The sequence below is a fragment of the Streptosporangium saharense genome (assembly GCF_014203715.1).
In the GTDB taxonomy this organism is placed as follows: domain Bacteria; phylum Actinomycetota; class Actinomycetes; order Streptosporangiales; family Streptosporangiaceae; genus Streptosporangium; species Streptosporangium saharense.
In genome coordinates this window covers 1,567,730-1,585,652 of record NZ_JACHJP010000001.1, presented here as the reverse complement: position 1 = coordinate 1,585,652, position 17,923 = coordinate 1,567,730, and the positions used below count along the sequence as shown (strand labels likewise).

The following is a 17,923-nucleotide window of genomic DNA, read 5'->3' as shown; positions in this document are numbered from 1 at the left end:
CGTCTCACCCGGCTTCGAGTACGGCCAGCGACCTGGGAGGCAGGAGGAGTTCGGAGCCGGTCAGGGTCGTGGCCGGGTCGAGGGCGAGCAGGACGTTGCCGGGGCCGGTCCGCACCGTGAGCGGGACGGGGCCGAGGTTGGCCGCGATCCGCAGGCCGCCGCGCCGTACGAGAAGCCAGTCGTCGCCGTGCGCGACGCCGACGCGGTCGAGCCTGGGGTCGGTCAGCTCGGGGTGGGTACGGCGCAGCGCGATCAGCGCCCGGTACCAGTCGAGGTGGGCCCGGTGGGCGTCGTCGTCAAGCTCGCTCCAGTCGAGCTTGGAGCGCAGGAACGTCAGCTCCTCGCCGGGGTCGGGCGCCTTGTCCGCCCAGTCGTCGTAGCCGTGGCCGACGAACTCCCTGCGCCGCCGTTCCCCCTCGCCCTCGCGCAGTTGCGGCTCGACGTGGTCGGTGAAGAACAGGAACGGGGTGCGCGCCCCCCACTCCTCGCCCATGAACAGCATCGGGGTGAACGGCGAGGTCAGCAGCAGCCCGGCGGCCAGCCGCAGCGCCTCGGGCGGCATCCGGTCGCCCGCCGCGCGGTTGCCGATCTGGTCGTGGTTCTGTGCCGCGCAGACGAAGCGGTGCGCGGGCACGTGCCGGGCCGGGCGGCCGTGGGAGCGGCCTCTGAAGGAGGAGAAGGTCCCGTCGTGGTAGTAGCCCGAGGTCAGCACCTTGGCCAGCGTCCCCGTGACGTCCCTGCCGAAGTCCTCGTAGTAACCGTGCCGCTCCCCGGTCACCGCGACGTGCAGGGCGTGGTGGACATCGTCGTTCCAGGCCGCGGCCAGGCCGTACCCCCCGGCCTCGCGTGGGGTGATCAGCCGGGGGTCGTTGAGGTCGGACTCGGCGATCAGCGTCAGCGGCCTGCCGAGGGCCGCGGAAAGGGCCTCCACCTCGACGGCCATCTCCTCAAGCAGGTGGACGGCCCTGGCGTCGTGCAGGGCGTGCACGGCGTCCAGGCGCAGGCCGTCCACGTGGTAGTCGCGCAGCCACTGCAGGGCGTTGTCCACGAAGTAGCGGCGCACCTCGTCGGAGCCGGGGCCGTCCAGGTTGACGGCCTGTCCCCAGAAGGAAGCCGCCGAGGGGTTGAAGTAGGGGCCGAAGGGCGCCAGGAAGTTGCCCGAGGGCCCCAGGTGGTTGTGGACGACGTCCAGGATCACCCCGAGGCCGTGCCGGTGGCAGGCGTCCACGAAGCGTTTGAACCCGTCGGGGCCGCCGTAGTTCTCGGTGACGGCCCACAGGTCGACGCCGTCGTAGCCCCAGTTGCGCGTGCCGGGCACCGGGGGAACCGGCATGATCTCCACGAAGCCGACGCCCAGCTCGGTCAGGTGCGGAAGCTTGCCGATGGCCGCGTCGAAGGTCCCCTCGGGGGTGAAGGTGCCGACGTGCAGCTCGTAGATCACCGAGCCGGGCAGGGCGCGCCCGTGCCACAGGTCGTCGCCCCACTCGAACCTGTCGTGCTCGTGGACGCGGCTCGGCCCGAAGATGCCCTCCGGCTGCCTGCGTGACCTCGGGTCGGGCAGCCCGGGGCCGCCGTCGAGGCTGAAGCGGTAGTCGGTGCCGTGTCCCGCGCCGGGAACCTCGGCCGACCACCAGCCGCCCTCCCCCCGGGTCATCGGATGGCGGTTCCCGTCGATCTCCACGTCCACCGAGGACGCCAGCGGCGCCCAGACCTCGAACACGGGCTACTCCCTCTCAAGAAGCGCGACGGGAAGGACGGAGAGCAGGTGGGCCAGCGGGACGCGCCCGGTGTGGCGGGCGCCGGACAGCAGGTCGAGCCATCTGCCGTGCGGCAGCGTGATCGTCTCACTCCCCCAGCCGCCCCGCGCGGCCAGCCCGACCGGCAGCCGGGTCGCGACCGCCACGGCCCTGTCCCCCCGCGCGAAGGCGACGGCGTGCTCGCCCGTCTCGATCGGCACGTACGGCAGCGCGGGGTCAAGACGTTTGCGCAGCCGCAGCGCCTGGGTGGTGACCAGCAGCTTGTCCTCGTCCCACGAACCGCCGCGCCTCTCACGGCCCCTGGCCGCGGCCAGCAGCGTGCGGCGGCGGGCGAAGTCGACCGGGCGGCGGTTGTCCGGGTCCACCAGGGAGAAGTCGGTGACCTCGTTGCCCCAGTAGAGGTCGGGCACCCCGGGCAGCATGAGCTGCACGAGCTTCTGGCCGAGGGAGTTGGACCTGGCGTACGGCTCGATCATCGCGGTGAACTCGGCGACCGAGGGGCCGCACTCCCCGATGGCCCGCATGACGAAGTCGCGGATGCCCCGCTCGTAGACCGGGTCGGGGGTCGCCCACGAGATGGCCGTCTTGGCCTCGCGGGCCGCCTTGAGCAGATACTCGAAGAACCTGCCCGGCTCGATCGGCCACGCCGCCATCAGGTTCTGCCAGGCGAGATAGTCGAGCACGGGGTCGAAGGAGACCTTCGCCGACCACTCCCCCACCGCCCGCGCCCACTCCTCAGGCATCTCGGACAGTACGGCCAGCCGCGCCCGCACGTCCTCCGAGCGCTTGGTGTCGTGGGTGGACAGCGTCGTCATCGTCCCCGGGGACATCTCCCCGCAGAAGGCGTGGAAGTCACCGACGTTCCCGCCGAACCGGTCGGGCTCTCCGCCGACCTCGTTCAGACAGGCCAGGGGATACCAGCGGTAGAGCGCGGTGTCCTCGACCCCCTTGGCCATCACGGGGCCGCAGGTCTGCTGGAAGCGGACAACGGCGTCGGCGGGGCCGTACAGGACCCTGTCGACCACCTCGGCGACCGGCGCGCCCTCGGGGAGCCTGGACGCGGCGGCCAACCCCGCCGCCTCGACGATCGCGGCCGAGCGCTCGGGGACGGGCTCGCCGGGTACGGCGTAGGCCCGGTAGACGGGCATCGCGACGAGCAGTTCGGCCAGCGCCTCACGGTCGGAGCCGACGGCCTTGTGCAGCCGGTTCAGCTCGGCGCCGAAGAACAGGTCCACGACCTCCCGCTTCGCCTGGCCGACCACGGTCGCGTAGTCGGCGGGCATGCCGGTGCGGGCGACGAACAGCTCGGTCAGCGGCTCCCGCCCGGCCGGATCGACGAACAGGCCGGTGATCCGGTTGAGCACCTCGTAACCGGTGGTGCCGTCGCAGTCCCAGTCGTCGGGCAGCCGTTCCTCACCGACCAGGATCTTCTCGGCGACCGTCCACACCCCGCAGACCTCGCGGAGCCTGGCCAGGTAGCCGCGCGGATCGGCCAGACCGTCCGGGTGGTCGACCCGGAGACCGTGGACGATCCCGTCGCGGACCAGCCCGACGATCACCTCGTGGGTCGCGTCGAAGACCACGGGATCCTCCACGCGCAGCCCGATCAGCGAGGAGACGTCGAAGAAGCGCCGGTAGCCGGGGCCGCGACGCCAGTCGACCAGCCGGTAGTGGGTGTCGGGCAACGGGAACTCGTGGTCGTGGTAGCGCAGCACGCAGCCGTCGCCGTACGGCTCGGTCTCGTCCCCGAGCACCGGCATGTCCACCCGGCCGTCGCCGGCCTCCCAGTCGATGTCGAACCACCGCGCGTACGGCGAGGCCTGACCGTCCCTGAGCACCGACCACAGTTGCCGGTTGCCCGACTCGGGGACCGGGACCGTCATGTGGTTGGGCACGATGTCCACCACGACGCCCAGGCCGTGCGCGGTCAGCCGCTCCGACAGCGCCCGCAGCCCTTCGAGGCCGCCGAACTCCTCCCTGACCCTGGAGTGGTCGGTCACGTCGTAGCCGTGCCGGGAGCGCGAGGTCGCCTGCAGGATCGGCGAGAGGTAGACGTGGCTCACGCCCAGGTCGCGCAGGTAGGGGGCCAGCTCGGCGACCTCGGCGAACCCGAAGTCGGGGGTGAGCTGGATCCGGTAGGTGGACAGCGGCGGCCCGAAGTCCCGCACGGGGCTCTCCCCGCGTCCGTCAGACACGCCGCAACACCCGTACCGACCTGCCGGTCACCGGCACCTCCTCGCCCGCCCTGCAGAGCCTGGTGTCGACGATGATGGGCATCGCCGTGTCGATCTCCGTCACCCACATGTCTCCGTGGTCCTTGGGGATGGTGAACTCGATGACGTCGTGGTGGGCGTTGAACAGCAGCAGGAACGAGTCGTCCACGATCCGCCGTCCCCTGCGGTCCGGCTCGGTGATCGCGTCGCCGTTCAGGAAGACCGCCAGCGACTTGGCGTAGCCCACGTTCCAGTCGGCGTCGGTCATCCGCTCCCCCTTCGGGGTGAACCAGGCGATGTCGCTGAGGTCGTCGCCGGAGCCGCGCACCGGGCGGCCGTAGAAGAAGCGGCGCCTGCGGAAGACGGGATGCCCGGCTCGGAGCCTGGCCAGGCGCCGGGTGAACTCAAGCAGCAGCCAGTTCTCCCTGACGTCCGACCAGTCGACCCAGCTCAGCTCGTTGTCCTGGCAGTAGACGTTGTTGTTACCCCGTTGCGTCCGGCCCAGCTCGTCGCCGTGGGAGATCATCGGCACGCCCTGGGACAGGAACAGCGTCGTCAGAAAGTTGCGTTTCTGCTGCTCACGCAGTGACTCGACGGCCAGCGAGGCGGGTCCCTCGGCGCCGCAGTTCCACGAGCGGTTGTCGTCGGTGCCGTCCCGGTTGTCCTCGCCGTTGGCCTCGTTGTGCTTGCGGTCGTAGGACACGAGGTCCTGCAGGGTGAAGCCGTCGTGGCAGGTGACGAAGTTGATCGACGCGGCGGGCCTGCGGCTGTCGTCCTGGTAGAGGTCGCTCGACCCGGTCAGCCGGGAGGCGAACTCGGGCAGCGAGGCGGGTTCACCACGCCACAGGTCGCGGATCGTGTCGCGGTACATGCCGTTCCACTCGGTCCACCTGGCCGGGAAGTTGCCCACCTGGTAGCCGCCTGGGCCGACGTCCCAGGGCTCGGCGATCAGCTTGACCTGCGAGAGCACCGGGTCCTGCTGGACCAGGTCGAAGAAGGCGCTCAGCCGGTCCACCTCGTGCAGCTCCCTGGCCAGCGTGGCTGCCAGGTCGAACCTGAAGCCGTCCACGTGCATCTCGATGACCCAGTACCGCAGCGAGTCCATGATCATCTGGAGCACGTGCGGGGAGCGCATGAACAGGCTGTTGCCGGTCCCCGTGGTGTCCATGTAGTAGCGCTTGTCGTCTTCCACCAGCCGGTAGTAGCCGGGGTTGTCGATCCCCCGCATGCTCAGCGTCGGCCCCAGGTGGTTGCCCTCGGCCGTGTGGTTGTAGACCACGTCGAGGATGACCTCGATGTTCGCCTCGTGCAGCGCCTTGACCATGGCCTTGAACTCCAGCACCTGCTCGCCGCGCTGCCCGGTGCTTGAGTAGGCGTTGTGCGGGGCGAAGAACCCGATGCTGTTGTAGCCCCAGTAGTTCGTCAGGTCCCGTTCGGTCAGGACGTGGTCGGTGACGAACTGGTGGACCGGCATCAGCTCGATCGCCGTGACCCCGAGCGAGGTCAGGTGGTCGATGATCTCCGGGTGGCCGATCGCCGCGTAGGTGCCGCGGATCCGCTCGGGGATCTTCGGGTGGTTCACGGTCAGGCCCTTGACGTGCGCCTCATAGATGACCGTGTCGTGGTACGGCGTCGCCGGTGGCCTGTCGTGTCCCCACCCGAAGAACGGGTTGATCACGACGGACCGGGGGACGAACGGCGCCGAGTCGTCGTCGTTGCGGGTGTCCGGGTCCCCGAAGCGGTAGCCGTACACCGCCTCGTCCCAGCGCACGTCCCCCTCGACCGCCTTGGCGTAGGGGTCGAGCAGCAGTTTGGCGGGGTTGCAGCGCACCCCCCGCGCGGGGTCGTAGGGGCCGTGCACGCGGTAGCCGTACCGCTGGCCCGGTCCGATGCCCGGCAGGTAGCCGTGCCAGACGTACCCCTCGCACTCGGTGAACGTGACCCGCGTCTCATGGTTCTTCTCGTCGAACAGGCACAACTCAACCCGCTCGGCGGCCTCGGTGAAGAGCGCGAAGTTGGTCCCCGCGCCGTCGTAGGTGGCCCCGAGGGGATAGGGGTCACCAGGCCAGATCTCGATCATCACACCGCCCTTCAGCGGTGGGAAGACATGCCCCATGTTTCCCCTGTCATGCGTGGCCGTGCCCCGGAGCGGCGAAACCGGTATGACATGGGAGTATTCCTCGCCCTCAGGCAGGAGGACAGGACCCCGCCCGGCGATTCGCGCCCAGCCCGGCCTCCAGGTCGCGCAGGGCGGACCCGTAGCGGGTCAGGCGGGCGCGGGCGATCAGCTCCCGGGCTGCCTCCAGGTGGGCACGGGCGCGTACGGCGTCGCCGTCCAGCAGGGCGAGCCGCCCCAGGCACAGGTCCGTCACCGACCAGCCGAGCAGCCTTCCCGCGTTGGGGGCGAGCAGGCCGTACAGGACGCCTCCCGCCGCCCGCTCGCCGAGCGCCGCGCAGATCTCGCTGAGCGCGTCGGGGACGTAGCGGTAGGCCAGGTCGGGGCCGACCGCCGCGAAACCGTCCCCGGACAGACCCGCGAGGACGGCACGGGCCTCCTCAAGCTCGCCCAGGTCGATCAGGGCCAGGCAGCGCAGGACCAGCCAGGGCCGCTGCCCAGGGCGCAGGGCGAGCATCTCGTCGGCGATCGCGAGCGTGGCCGCCGCCCTCCCCCCTGCCCGCAGCTCTGCCCGCAGCGCGAGGAAGCGGAAGACCCCGACCCTGAGCCCGGCGTCGTCCCTGCCCAGCGCTCCCTCGGGGTAGGCGGCGGCGGACTCCTCGGCGGCGGCGAGCGCCTCCCGCGTGTGCCCGCCCAGCCAGGCGTGCACCGCCCGCTGCCAGGCGGCCAGGCTCACCATCGAGGGGAGCCTGAGACGCTCCGCCGTCTCGGTGAGCCAGGCCAGCAGCTCGGGGGCCCGCTCCGTCCTGCCCTGGGTGAGCAGCTCGACGTAGGCGGTCTCCCTGCCGACCCACTCGATCGCCAGGTCACCGGTGCGGCGGCCGATCTCAGTGATCTCGTCGATCACCGCCTGCCTGCGGTCGTGGTCGTGGTCGGTCCTGGACAGCAGCTCCTGCACGATCAGCGTCCTGGCGAGCGTCCTGTCATCACCACCACGGCGTGCCAGCCGTACGGCGAGGCGCGCGGTCTCCGTGCTCTCCTCGACGGGCCTGGCCGTGGCGCCGGTCAGCGCGGCGGCGGCGAGAAGCTGGGCCCGCCAGGGCGAGTCGGCGGCCAGCCCGGAGGCCAGGACCCGTTCGATCCGCTCGGCGAGCCTGTCGATGCCAGTCGTCTCCTCGTACATGGCCAGGGAGATCGGGTCGGTGAAGCCCAGCACGGCCCTGGCCAGCCTGCTGTCGTCGCCGAGCCCCTCGGCGATCTCCGCGGCGGCCTCAAGGGAGGCGTGGGCCGCCACGCTCATCCCGGCGGCGGCCTGCGCCTCGGCCAGGTCGAGCAGCAGGTCGCAGCGGAGCGCGTCGTCGGACCTGGGCAGAGCGCCGACCAGCGCGATGGCCTGCTCCAGGTTCTCCACCGCGTCCTCGTGGGCGAACTGCGCCGTGGCCTGCGCCGCCGCGCGCCGGGTGTAGCCGATCGCCTTGCCGGTCGTGGCGGCGGTGAGCAGGCTCTGCCGGTAGTGGTGGGCGATCTCGGTGAGGCGGGCGCCGCCCCGGGCTTCGAGCACCTCGGCGACACGGGCGTGCAGGCGCCTGCGGCGCAGCGGGGGCAGCGCCTCGCGCAGCACGTCACGGACGATGTCGTGGACGAACCGGCAGGCGGGGCCCCTCCCCTCGGTCAGCAGCCCGGCCCCGACCGCGGCGTCCACGATGTCGAGCACCCGCTCGGCGGGCAGTTCGGTCACCCGGGTCAGCACGTCGGCCGTCACCTGCTCGCCGAGCAGCGCGGCGGCGGTCAGCACGTCCTCGGTCTCCGGGGGCAGGCCCGTCATCCGGCCGCGCACGGCGTCGGAGAGCGCCGCCGGGGTCTCGCCGAGCCTCAGGACCTCCCCCAGGAAGAAGGGGTTGCCCGCCGTCAGCCTGCCCATCTCCGCCGCCAGGCCGGGGTCGGCGCCCGCCCGCCCCAAATACTCGCCGATCTCCCGCTCGCCCAGCCCCCGCAGCGGGAGCCTGCGCACGTACGGCAGCCGCGCCAGGGCGGCCAGAGTGTGTTCGAGCGCGCCGCCTGGCCGTACCTCGGTGTCGCGGTAGGTGGCGACCACGGTCAGCCCGGGGCACAGCCGGGTCGAGGCGAGGAACTCCAGCAGCCGAAGCGAGGAGGCGTCGGCCCACTGGAGGTCGTCGAGGACGACCAGCACCCTGCCGTGCGCGTTGAACAGCCTGGCGAACGCCTCGTACAGCTCGAAACGGCCGCCTCCCGACGGCGGCCCGCCCTGCCCACCGGTCAGCTCCTGCGCGGCCTGCGTCCAGGGCCAGAAGGGCGGCGCGCCGGTGCCGTCCCAGCAGCGGCCCCACACCACCCGCTGTCCCCCGGCCCGCGCGGTCCGCTCCGCCCGCTCGGCCAGGCTCGTCTTGCCGATGCCCGGCTCCCCCGCGAGCAGCACCACCCGGTACGGCCCGCCCGCGACCGCCGCGTCCAGCACCTCGGTCTCTGCGTCCCTGCCGATCAGCGGGCTCTGCGTGGTGACCGTGGTCCTCGCGCGGGGCGTGAGGGAGGGGTCCTGGGCGAGGATGCGCCGTTCCATCTCGCGGGAGCGGGGGTCGGGATCGAGGCCAAGCTCCTCGGCCAGCACCTCGCGCCCCCGTGCCAGCACGGCGAGCGCGTCGGCCTGCCGTCCCGCCTGGTAGAGGGCGTGCGCGCCGAGCGCGTGCAGGCGCTCCCTGAACGGGTTGGCCGCGACCAGCCGGGTCAGGGTGCCCGTCAGCTCCGCCCCCAGGCCGAGCGCAAGCTCGCACTCGGCGAGGTCCTCCTGGAGGGTCAGTCTCAGCTCGCCCAGGTGGGCGGCCTCCCGCGCGCCCCACGCGGTCCCGGCGAAGTCGGCAAGCGGCTCCCCGCGCCACTCGGCAAGCGCCAGCCGCAGCTCCTTGGCCGCGGCCTCGTGCTCGCCCGCCGTACCGAGACGTCTGCCCTCGGCCAGGTGCCCGCGGACCCTGCTCAGGTCGAGGTCTCCCGAGGGGATGTCGAGGGCGTAGCCGCCGGGCCCGCTGACCAGGACCTTCGGGGGTGTGGCGCGGCTCCTGCCGGGTTCGAGGACGCGGCGGAGCTTGGAGACGTAGGCCTGGAGGGTGTTGAGCGCCCTGGGCGGCGGCTCGTCCTCCCAGAGCGCCTCCGTCATCGCGGCGACCCCGACGGGCCGTGGGACGGCCAGCATGCACAGCGCCAGGACCGCCCGCTGCTGGTGGGGGCCGATGTCCAGCGGCGTCCCGTCACCGGTGAGGACGCCGACCGGCCCCAGCACACGAAAGTCCATCCGGCACCTCACTCACGAACTGGGCAGATGCTAGCCCACCCGGACACCTCTGGACTCCCGAGGTGGGCTTCGCGATAGGCTCAGCGTCCCCACACGAGTGAAGGACGCCCAGGATGAGCGGATTCAAGAAGTTCCTGATGAGGGGCAACCTCGTCGAGCTCGCCGTGGCGGTGGTCATCGGCGCGACGTTCAGCGGTCTGGTGCAGGCCCTGGTCAAGGACCTCATCACCCCGCTGATCGCGGCGGTGACGGGCGGCAACGAGCCGGACTTCTCCGCCTACGTCTTCACGATCAACGGCGCCAAGTTCATGTACGGCGACTTCGTCAACCAGCTCCTGAGCTTCCTGATCATCGCCTCGGTCGTATACTGGCTGGTCGTGCTGCCGATGAGCAGGCTCATCTCCTTCTTCGACAGGAACAAGGAGTCCACGGAGAAGAAGTGCCCCGAGTGCCTCAGCGACATCCCCGTCGCCGCCAGGCGCTGCGCCTTCTGCACCGCGGTGCTGAGCGAGTCCTCCGAGGTCACGGCCTCCTGAACTCCGCGAGACCATGGGGACATGAGTTTCGAACTGGCCGTCTGGCACGAACCCGAGCCGATCACCGCCGAGCGCGCCGCCGAGGTCTTCCAGGCCCTGCGCGCGGGTGACGTCCAGGCCGTACGGCCCCGGCCCGGCGTGGCCGAGTTCGCCGCCGCGCTGCCCTTCGCCGTCGCTCTTCCCGAGGGAGACACCCCTGCGTTCGCCCTGGTCACCATGGACCTCGACCGCGCCGACGAGGTCTCCGGCGAGGTCTTCGCCCTGGCCCGCGAGCACGGGCTGGTCTGCTACGACCCCCAGCGGGGCCTGGTGCACAACCTGACGCCGCTGGGCGCCTATCCCGGCATGCAGCTGCGCACCGGGGACGGCATGATCGTCGTCGATCCCGACCTGCGGCTCGTCGGGGACGCGGTCGCCACGATGTCGCCGCAGAACCCGTTCACGGCGCTTGTCGTCTTCGGGGAGCACTTCGTCCAAGCCTCTCCGGAGATCACCGGATACGAGCTTGAGTACAAGGACAGCGTGCGGGACGTGATGGTCCGCACCCATGTCCCGGAGATCGGCGTGGTGCGGGACGCCTTCGTGGAGTACGCCGAAGGGGGCCGTTCCTTCCTCGACCATCACGAGTGGCGGCGGGTCTAGGGGGCTGTGCACGGGCGGCCCCGGGGATGCGGGGGGTGCCGGAAACACGGCCCCTTCGTTTCTCTCGATGGGCGCTGACCAGCCTTTTCCCGATTTATACGGCGACAGGCGAAAAAAGCCGATAATGCGGATCATGGCGATGCGAAACTGTTATTTGTAAGCTGTGTCAGTAATATCGGTAAACCTCGGAGAGCCCGAGAGGACACCGGCGGGAGCACCACAACCAACCCTTCCAGGAGCCCCCCGTGACCATCAAACGAGCCGCCTCGTACGCCCTGCTCGCCGCGTTGACCGTCACCTCCTCGGTCGCCACCGCCGCCCCGTCGAGCGCGGCCACTCCAGCCGGTGCCGTCAGCGCCGCGTTCACCCTGACGAGTGCCGCCTTCACCGAGGGCGGGACGATCCCCAAGGTCCACGAGTGCACCAGCGGCGGCAGCGACCCGCGCCAGCACAACGAGTCCCCGCCGCTGACGTGGGCCGGGGCGCCCACCGCGGCGCGCAGCTACGCCCTCGTCATGCGCGACCTCGACAACAACAACCTCATCCACTGGGTGATCTACGACATCCCGGTCGCGGCGACCTCGCTGCCGCAGAACGTCGAGCACGCCTACCGGCCCGCCGTACCCTCAGGCTCCCGGCAGATCTACTACCGGGGCAGCGCCAGCCTGTACGGCTACCAGGGGCCCTGCTCGCCCAGGACCGTCAACACCTACGAGTTCGTGGTCTACGCGCTCAACAGGGCCAGCCTGACCGAGCTGAACACGAACTCCAGCACCGCGACCGCGGCCAGGGTCATCGCCAACGCCTCTCTGGGCTCGGCCAGGCTGACCGGCGAGTCCTGAGGGCTCAGCAGTCGCAGCCGCAGCCGTCACACCCGCAGCACCCGTCGCCGCCGCAGCAGTCGCAGCAACTCCCGCAGTTGCTGCAGTTGCCGCAGCAGTCGCACCCGCTGGGGTCGCACCGCTCGCCGCACGACCGGTACCGGTCCTCGTCCCACGGGGGCCGGTACAGGCCGCAGGTGCAGCAGGCCATCGCGGCGCACATCATCGACAGCAGCCCACCGGGATCCGGCTTGAGCCTCGGATCACGGTGCGGATCACGGTGGGGCGTCTTCGGGTCCTCGTGCTTGGGCCGGGCTCCCGTCTCGGCCAGGGCGAAGGTCCGCTCGACCGAACGGCCCGCCTCCTTCACCAGCAGCGCCCTGACCAGGGTCCGCCGTTCCAGGTCGAGTTCGGCGACCGCGAGGCGCAGCCCGAGCAGCGCGTCGTCACAGTGGCGCCTGGCCTCGGCCAGGTCGGTCCCCGAGGCGAGCAGCGGGTTGTAGGCGCCCCGGGCGCGGTCCTCCGCCAGGTCCTCGACCGCGTCGAGCAGGTGGGCCAGGCGGCCGAAGTGGCGTCCCGCCTCCCGCAGCGCCTCCCGGTTGTGCGGCTTGTCGGCGAGGACGGCGGTGTGCCCGAAGGCGGCGGCGACGGCCTCCTCCGTGGGGGCGGTCAGTTCGAGCAGCCGCAGCCCCGGCACGCTCTCCAGCCTGGTCTGCTCGGCGACCGCCCTGACCAGGACCTCGGGGTCGAAGCCGACCGCGACGGCCGTACCGGAACCCGCCGCCGACCAGCGGGTGGCGACCCGGCCCGCGACGGCCGCGACCGACCTGCGCGCGTAGACGCCGTCCCCGTCGGCGACGTGGTCGCCGATCTTGCCCGCGGCCAGGATCAGCGAGACCGCGGCGGCGAGCCGTACACCCTCCTGGGCCTCGACCACGTCGGCGCCCTTGAAGCCGCGCAGCGCGCACGCGGCGGCCCTGCGGTGCGGGGAGGAGTCGACCGCCTGGGCCTCGGTGAGGACCGAGACGAGCAGGCCGTCGTAGTTGGTGACCAACCTGGAGAGATGGCCGTGCTCGTCACGCAGCGCCAGGCAGAGCCCGCACAGGTGCGCCATCCACTCCTTGAACAGCCCGTTGCACATCCCATGGCGGCACGGACGGACAATCCCAAACATCTGCTTCCCTCTGTCGCACGGCCGCCGTCCGCGTGTCCTGGGCGGGCGACCCGGCGATAAGAATGCCCCATTTAGCCGACTTGTGGGGATATATCGCACTAGGTGTGGACAGTGTCGCTGATTTCATACGGAACGCCGCCCAGCATCGCGACAGAAGGCCCCCAGCGGCCCTCAGCGGCCCCGTCGGACCCGAGGTGAACCATCGGAGACCGGGGGCCGCTTCGGCGGCTCCTGGGACTGCTCAGCCCCTGGTGTCGGCGAGCAGCGCCTTCAGCACGAGGTTCGGGTGATCGCGCAGCACGCCGCGCATCCGCCACTCGTCGGTGAACAGCGCGAGCAGCTCCCCGTCGATCGCCCGGGTGAAGACCTCCACGCCCCGCTGGCGGGCCAGGATGGGCGCGGACTCGGCGTCGGTGATCCTGGCCAGGCTGAAGTCGAGCCTGTCCATGGCGATCTCGGTGTTGAACTCCCCGGCCAGGCGGTGCTTGACCACGTCGAACTGCATCGGCCCGACCGCCGCGAGCACCGGGGACTGGTCACCCCTGATGTCGGAGCGCAGGACCTGGACGACGCCCTCGGCCTCCATCTGGTCGATGCCCTTGCGGAACTGCTTGGCCCTGCTGGAGTCACGGCAGCGCGCGGTCCAGAAGTGCTCCGGCGCGAAGCTCGGGATCTTGGGGAACTCCACCGGCGAGCCGTCGTAGAGCGTGTCCCCAGGGCGCAGAGCCGTGGCGTTCACCAGGCCGACCACGTCACCGGGAAAGGCCTCGTCGATGGTCGCGCGCTCCTGGCCGAAGACCGACTGGGCGTACTTCGTCGCGAAGGGACGGCCCGTCGCCGCGTGGGTCAGCACCATGCCGCGCTCGAAGCGCCCCGAGCAGACCCGGACGAAGGCGATCCGGTCGCGGTGCGAGGGGTCCATGTTGGCCTGCACCTTGAAGACCAGCCCCGAGAACGGCTTGTCGAGCGGGCGCGGGTCGTCCTTGACGTCCGGGCGGGGCGCCGGGGCCGGGGCGATGTCCACCATGGCGTCGAGCAGGCGGCCGACGCCGAAGTTGTTCAGCGCGGCGCCGAACAGCACCGGGGTCGACTCGTGGGCCTCGAAGGCCTTCTGGTCGTGGTCGGAGCCGATCGCCGTCAGCAGGTCGGCCTCGTCCCTGGCCCGCTCCCAGTCCTCACCGAGCTCGGCGGCGGCGGTCTCGGGGGTCAGCAGGGTCTCGATGGCCTTGGTGGCGCCGCCGGGGGTCCTGGTGTAGCGGACGGCCTGCTCGGCGACGCGGTCGATCACGCCGTGGAAGAAGCCCCCGGTGCCGATCGGCCAGGTGATCGGGGTGGGCCGCAGCCCGGTCTTCTCCTGGATCTCGTCGAGCAGCTCCAGGGCCTCCCGCCCCGGCCGGTCCCACTTGTTGACGAACGTGATGACCGGGATGCGGCGGTGACGGCAGACCTCGAACAGCTTCAGGGTCTGCGGCTCCATGCCCTTGGCGGCGTCGAGCAGCATGACGGCGCAGTCAACGGCGGCCAGCACCCGGTAGGTGTCCTCGGAGAAGTCGGCGTGGCCCGGGGTGTCGACCAGGTTGAACATGTGGTCGCGGTACTCGAACCGCAGGGCCGCCGAGGTGATGGAGATGCCCCTGGCCTTCTCCATGTCCATCCAGTCGGAGGTGACTCCGCGCCTGCCCGCCTTGCCGTGCACGGCACCGGCCTCGCTGATCGCCGAGGCGTGCAGCGCGAGCGCCTCCGTCATCGTGGACTTTCCCGCGTCGGGGTGGCTGATCACCGCGAACGTACGGCGCCGCCCCGCCTCCTGCGTGACCGCGGTCATCGAAGCTCCTTGAGCGTGGATACCCCGTCCTTCAGGGCGGGGAGGAAACGCGGTACGGCGCCGCGATATCGAACTGACATGCGATTCTTAGCCGATCGTACGGTATGATGTGAGGTATGGCGCAGATCGTGAAGCGGTCCTACAGGTACCGCTTCCATCCGAGCCCCGAGCAGGCCTGCGAGCTTGCCCGGACGTTCGGCTGCGTCCGCCTCGTCTACAACAAAGCCCTGGAGGAACGCACCCGCGCCTACATGCTGGAGGGCCGCCGCGTCTCCTATGTGGAGTCCTCGGCCGCGCTGACGGCGTGGAAACGCTCGGGCGACGTCGATTTCCTGTCCGAGGTGTCGTCCGTCCCGCTCCAGCAGGCACTGCGCCACCTTCAGACGGCGTTCTCCAACTTCTTCGCCAAGCGAGCCAGGTACCCGACGTTCAAATCCCGCAAGAGGTCCCGCGCCTCGGCCGAATACACCCGCTCGGCGTTCCGGTTCCGGGACGGCCGGTTGACGCTGGCGAAGATGGACGCACCGCTGAACATCGTGTGGTCGCGACCCCTCCCGGAAGGGGCGGAGCCGTCCACCGTGACCGTGAGCAGAGACGCGGCGGGCCGGTGGTTCGTGTCCCTGCTGGTCGAGGAGACGACCACACCGCTGACCCCGGTCGAGCGGTCGGTGGGTGTGGATGCGGGCATCACCGCGCTGGCGACGCTCTCGACCGGCGAGAAGATCGTCAATCCGAAGCATGGGCGGGCCGACCGGCGCAAGCTGGCCAAGGCCCAAAGGGCGCTGGCCCGCAGAGAGAAGGGGTCGAACAACCGGGCCAAGGCCCGACTGCGGGTCGCCCGGGTGTACGCCCGGATCGCCGACCGCAGACGTGACCACCTGCACAAGGTCACCACACGGCTTGTTCGCGAGAACCAAGTGATCGCCGTGGAGGACCTGACCGTGCGCAACATGGTCAAAAACCGTTCGCTGGCCCGCGCCGTCTCGGACACCTCCTGGCGGGAGATGCGCTCCATGCTGGAGTACAAGGCCGCCTGGTACGGGCGCACGCTGGTAGTGGTGGACCGCTGGTTCCCCTCCTCCAAGCTGTGCTCGGCGTGCGGGGCCCTGCAAGACAGGATGCCGTTGACCGTTCGGGAATGGGAGTGCGCCTGCGGCGTGGTCCACGACCGGGATGTCAACGCCGCGAAGAACATCCTCGCCGCCGGGCTGGCGGAGAGGTGAAACGCCTGCGGAGCTGGTGTAAGACCCCAACGAGAGTCCTTTCGAGCGGGCAACCGGCGGTGAAACAGGAAGGCCAACCCGTGAGGGCTGGAATCCCCTCCCCTTCAGGGAGGAGAGGAAGTCAATTCCTCAGCTCCTCGCCGTCCGGGGTGATAGGGCTCCCGGCGACGCGCGCGGGGAGCCGAAACAGCTTACGCGCCGCCGTGACCCCCAAAGGATGTGACGACACTTCCGCAGGCCGCTTGCGCCACCATGGTGTTAAGTGGATTGTGGAACATCTCGGTTCGACCGTGCCGATTCCACCGCCCGAAAGCGACCCGCTCGTGCAACTCGACCTTCCAGTGGTGAGCAGATGATCACGCTCCGCTACGCAGCCGGTTCCGACGTCGGCCGTGTCCGCCAGGGCAACGAGGACGCCGGGTACGCCGGCGCCCGGCTGCTCGCCGTCGCCGACGGGATGGGCGGTCACGTGGGCGGGGAGGTCGCCAGCTCGGCGGCGATCGCCGCGGTCGCCTACCTGGACCACGAGTGCCCGAGCGAGCTGGGCGCCGCCGCGGAGGCCGGGATCCGCAAGGCCAACCAGCGCCTGCGCGAGCTGGTCGAGCAGGATCCGTCCCTTTCCGGGATGGGCACGACGCTGACGCTGATGCTGTGGGACGGCCCCCGGGTGGCGCTTGCCCACATCGGCGACTCCCGCGCCTACCTGCTGCGCAACGGCGACCTCTACCAGATCACCTACGACCACACCCTGGTGCAGACGCTGCTCGACGACGGCCGGATCACCGCCGAGGAGGCCGCCAGGCACCCGCACCGGTCGATCCTGCTGCAGGTCCTCGACGGCGGCGACAACACCGACCCCGACCTGTCGCTGCGGGACGCCGAGGTCGGCGACCGCTACCTGCTGTGCTCCGACGGCCTGTCCGGGGTCGTCGAGGCCGAACGGCTGCGCCACGTGCTGGCGGAGGTGGACGACCTGGGCGAGGTGACGCGGCAGCTCATCGACCTGGCCTGCGAGGCGGGCGGCCCCGACAACATCACCTGCGTGGTCGCCGAGGTCGTCGAGGGAGCCCCCACCGACACACCGGTCGTCGTCGGCTCGGCCATCCCCTCCTGACGGGCCCTCCTGAGGTTCTGGTCGCGGCGCTGGGCAGACGCTATCGTCGGTGCTCAGCGTTCCCGTGACGATCGCCACCCCGGAGGGATGTCCGTCGTGTACAAGGAATTCGCCATCGAGGCGATCGTGTGGCTCATCCCGGTCGTGATCCTCGTCGGGCTGGCCATCATGATCACAAGGCCCGCCTGACCCTCGTCCCCGAGACCGGGGCGCGTGGACCCACCGCCCCGGCTCTCATCCCCGCGCCACTACGCTGTTGACGCCAGGACACGTGTCAGCCAGCGGACGGTGCCGTCGTGGCCACCGCGCCGAGCGATCTCAGGGGATTAGGGAACAGTGAAGCTCCTCCACTCAGGGAAGGTCCGCGACGTCTACGAGGACCGGGGTGACATCGTCCTGGTGGCCTCCGACCGGATCTCGGTCTACGACGTGATCCTGCCCACGCCAATCCCCGACAAGGGGAAGATCCTCACCCAGCTCTCCCTGTGGTGGTTCGAGCAGCTCGCGGACGTCGTGCCCAACCACGTCATCTCCGCCACCGACGTGCCCGCCGAGTTCGAGGGCCGGGCCGTACGGTGCAGGCGGCTGGAGATGGTGCAGGTCGAGTGCATCGCCAGGGGGTATCTCACGGGCTCCGGTCTGAAGGAGTACCGGGTGAGCGGCGCGGTCTCCGGGGTCGAGCTGCCGCCCGGCCTGGTCGATGGCTCTCAGCTTCCCGAGCCGATCTTCACGCCGACCACGAAGGCGCCGCTCGGGCAGCACGACGAGTTCATCACCTTCGACGACGTGGTGGCCAAGGAGGGCGCGGAGACCGCCGCCGAGCTGCGCGGGATCACCCTTGAGATCTACCGGCGCGGCGCGGAGCTGGCACGCGGGCGCGGTGTGATCATCGCGGACACGAAGATCGAGCTTGGCCGGGACGCCGAGGGCACGCTGGTGCTCGGCGACGAGGTGCTCACCTCGGACTCCTCGCGCTTCTGGCCCGCCGACCGGTGGGAGCCGGGACGCCCGCAGTTCTCCTTCGACAAGCAGTTCGTCCGCGACTGGGCCGTGAGCAGTGGCTGGGACAAGAAGGAGCCCGCCCCCGAGGTGCCCGAGGAGATCGTGGAGACCACCAGGGCCCGCTACATCGAGGCCTACGAGCGCATCACCGGCAGAAACTGGTAGATCCCGGGCCGGTACGGCGGGTCGGCCTCCG

11 protein-coding genes and 1 pseudogene are annotated in these 17,923 nt (G+C 70.7%); 6 read left to right on the top strand and 6 right to left on the bottom strand.

The window, feature by feature from the left end; all coding sequences use genetic code 11:
- Nucleotides 1–4: 4 nt before the first annotated feature.
- The 4 genes from treZ to FHS44_RS07575 form a co-directional block, all read right to left on the bottom strand.
- Entirely contained in the window at nucleotides 5–1,720 is a 1,716-nt protein-coding gene (treZ, locus tag FHS44_RS07590) for a malto-oligosyltrehalose trehalohydrolase (RefSeq protein ID WP_184713122.1), read from the bottom strand.
- 3 nt (nucleotides 1,721–1,723) lie between these two features.
- Nucleotides 1,724–3,952, bottom strand: a complete 2,229-nt coding sequence (gene treY, locus FHS44_RS07585; protein ID WP_312863556.1) for a malto-oligosyltrehalose synthase — start codon at nucleotides 3,950–3,952, stop codon at nucleotides 1,724–1,726.
- Nucleotides 3,945–6,050, bottom strand: coding sequence for a glycogen debranching protein GlgX (gene glgX, locus FHS44_RS07580; protein WP_184713121.1), 2,106 nt, complete (start codon nucleotides 6,048–6,050; stop codon nucleotides 3,945–3,947). Before glgX ends, treY begins: the two co-directional genes overlap by 8 nt.
- A 106-nt stretch (nucleotides 6,051–6,156) precedes the next feature.
- A complete protein-coding gene (locus tag FHS44_RS07575) occupies nucleotides 6,157–9,390 on the bottom strand; it encodes an ATP-binding protein (protein WP_184713120.1) in 3,234 nt (1,077 codons plus the stop codon).
- 113 nt (nucleotides 9,391–9,503) lie between these two features.
- On the opposite strand from FHS44_RS07575, the gene mscL reads away from it, so the two are divergent.
- The 3 genes from mscL (at nucleotide 9,504) to FHS44_RS07560 (ending at nucleotide 11,410) form a co-directional block, all read left to right on the top strand.
- Nucleotides 9,504–9,926 (top strand): large conductance mechanosensitive channel protein MscL, encoded by a 423-nt coding sequence (gene mscL, locus FHS44_RS07570; RefSeq protein ID WP_184713119.1) that lies wholly within the window; start codon nucleotides 9,504–9,506, stop codon nucleotides 9,924–9,926.
- A gap of 21 nt (nucleotides 9,927–9,947) precedes the next feature.
- Complete coding sequence (locus tag FHS44_RS07565) at nucleotides 9,948–10,568, top strand: hypothetical protein (RefSeq protein ID WP_184713118.1); 621 nt, start codon at nucleotides 9,948–9,950, stop codon at nucleotides 10,566–10,568.
- A 245-nt stretch (nucleotides 10,569–10,813) separates the two neighbouring features.
- On the top strand, nucleotides 10,814–11,410 hold the full coding sequence (locus FHS44_RS07560) for a YbhB/YbcL family Raf kinase inhibitor-like protein (RefSeq protein ID WP_221460371.1): 597 nt from the start codon (nucleotides 10,814–10,816) through the stop codon (nucleotides 11,408–11,410).
- 4 nt (nucleotides 11,411–11,414) lie between these two features.
- On the opposite strand, the gene FHS44_RS07555 is transcribed toward FHS44_RS07560, so the two are convergent.
- Together FHS44_RS07555 and FHS44_RS07550 are read right to left on the bottom strand one after the other, a co-directional pair.
- A complete protein-coding gene (locus tag FHS44_RS07555) occupies nucleotides 11,415–12,563 on the bottom strand; it encodes a DUF5685 family protein (protein WP_184713117.1) in 1,149 nt (382 codons plus the stop codon).
- Nucleotides 12,564–12,804: 241 nt separating this feature from the next.
- Entirely contained in the window at nucleotides 12,805–14,388 is a 1,584-nt protein-coding gene (locus tag FHS44_RS07550; RefSeq protein ID WP_184713116.1) for a peptide chain release factor 3, read from the bottom strand.
- A gap of 116 nt (nucleotides 14,389–14,504) precedes the next feature.
- Here FHS44_RS07550 and FHS44_RS07545 point away from each other — a divergent pair.
- From FHS44_RS07545 to FHS44_RS07535, 3 genes and pseudogenes are all read left to right on the top strand, one after another.
- A pseudogene (locus FHS44_RS07545) lies at nucleotides 14,505–15,709 on the top strand (RNA-guided endonuclease InsQ/TnpB family protein); the annotation flags it as partial.
- Nucleotides 15,710–15,963: 254 nt separating this feature from the next.
- Complete coding sequence (locus FHS44_RS07540; protein ID WP_184713114.1) at nucleotides 15,964–16,725, top strand: PP2C family protein-serine/threonine phosphatase; 762 nt, start codon at nucleotides 15,964–15,966, stop codon at nucleotides 16,723–16,725.
- A gap of 336 nt (nucleotides 16,726–17,061) precedes the next feature.
- Nucleotides 17,062–17,892, top strand: coding sequence for a phosphoribosylaminoimidazolesuccinocarboxamide synthase (locus FHS44_RS07535; RefSeq protein ID WP_184713113.1), 831 nt, complete (start codon nucleotides 17,062–17,064; stop codon nucleotides 17,890–17,892).
- Nucleotides 17,893–17,923: the final 31 nt, after the last annotated feature.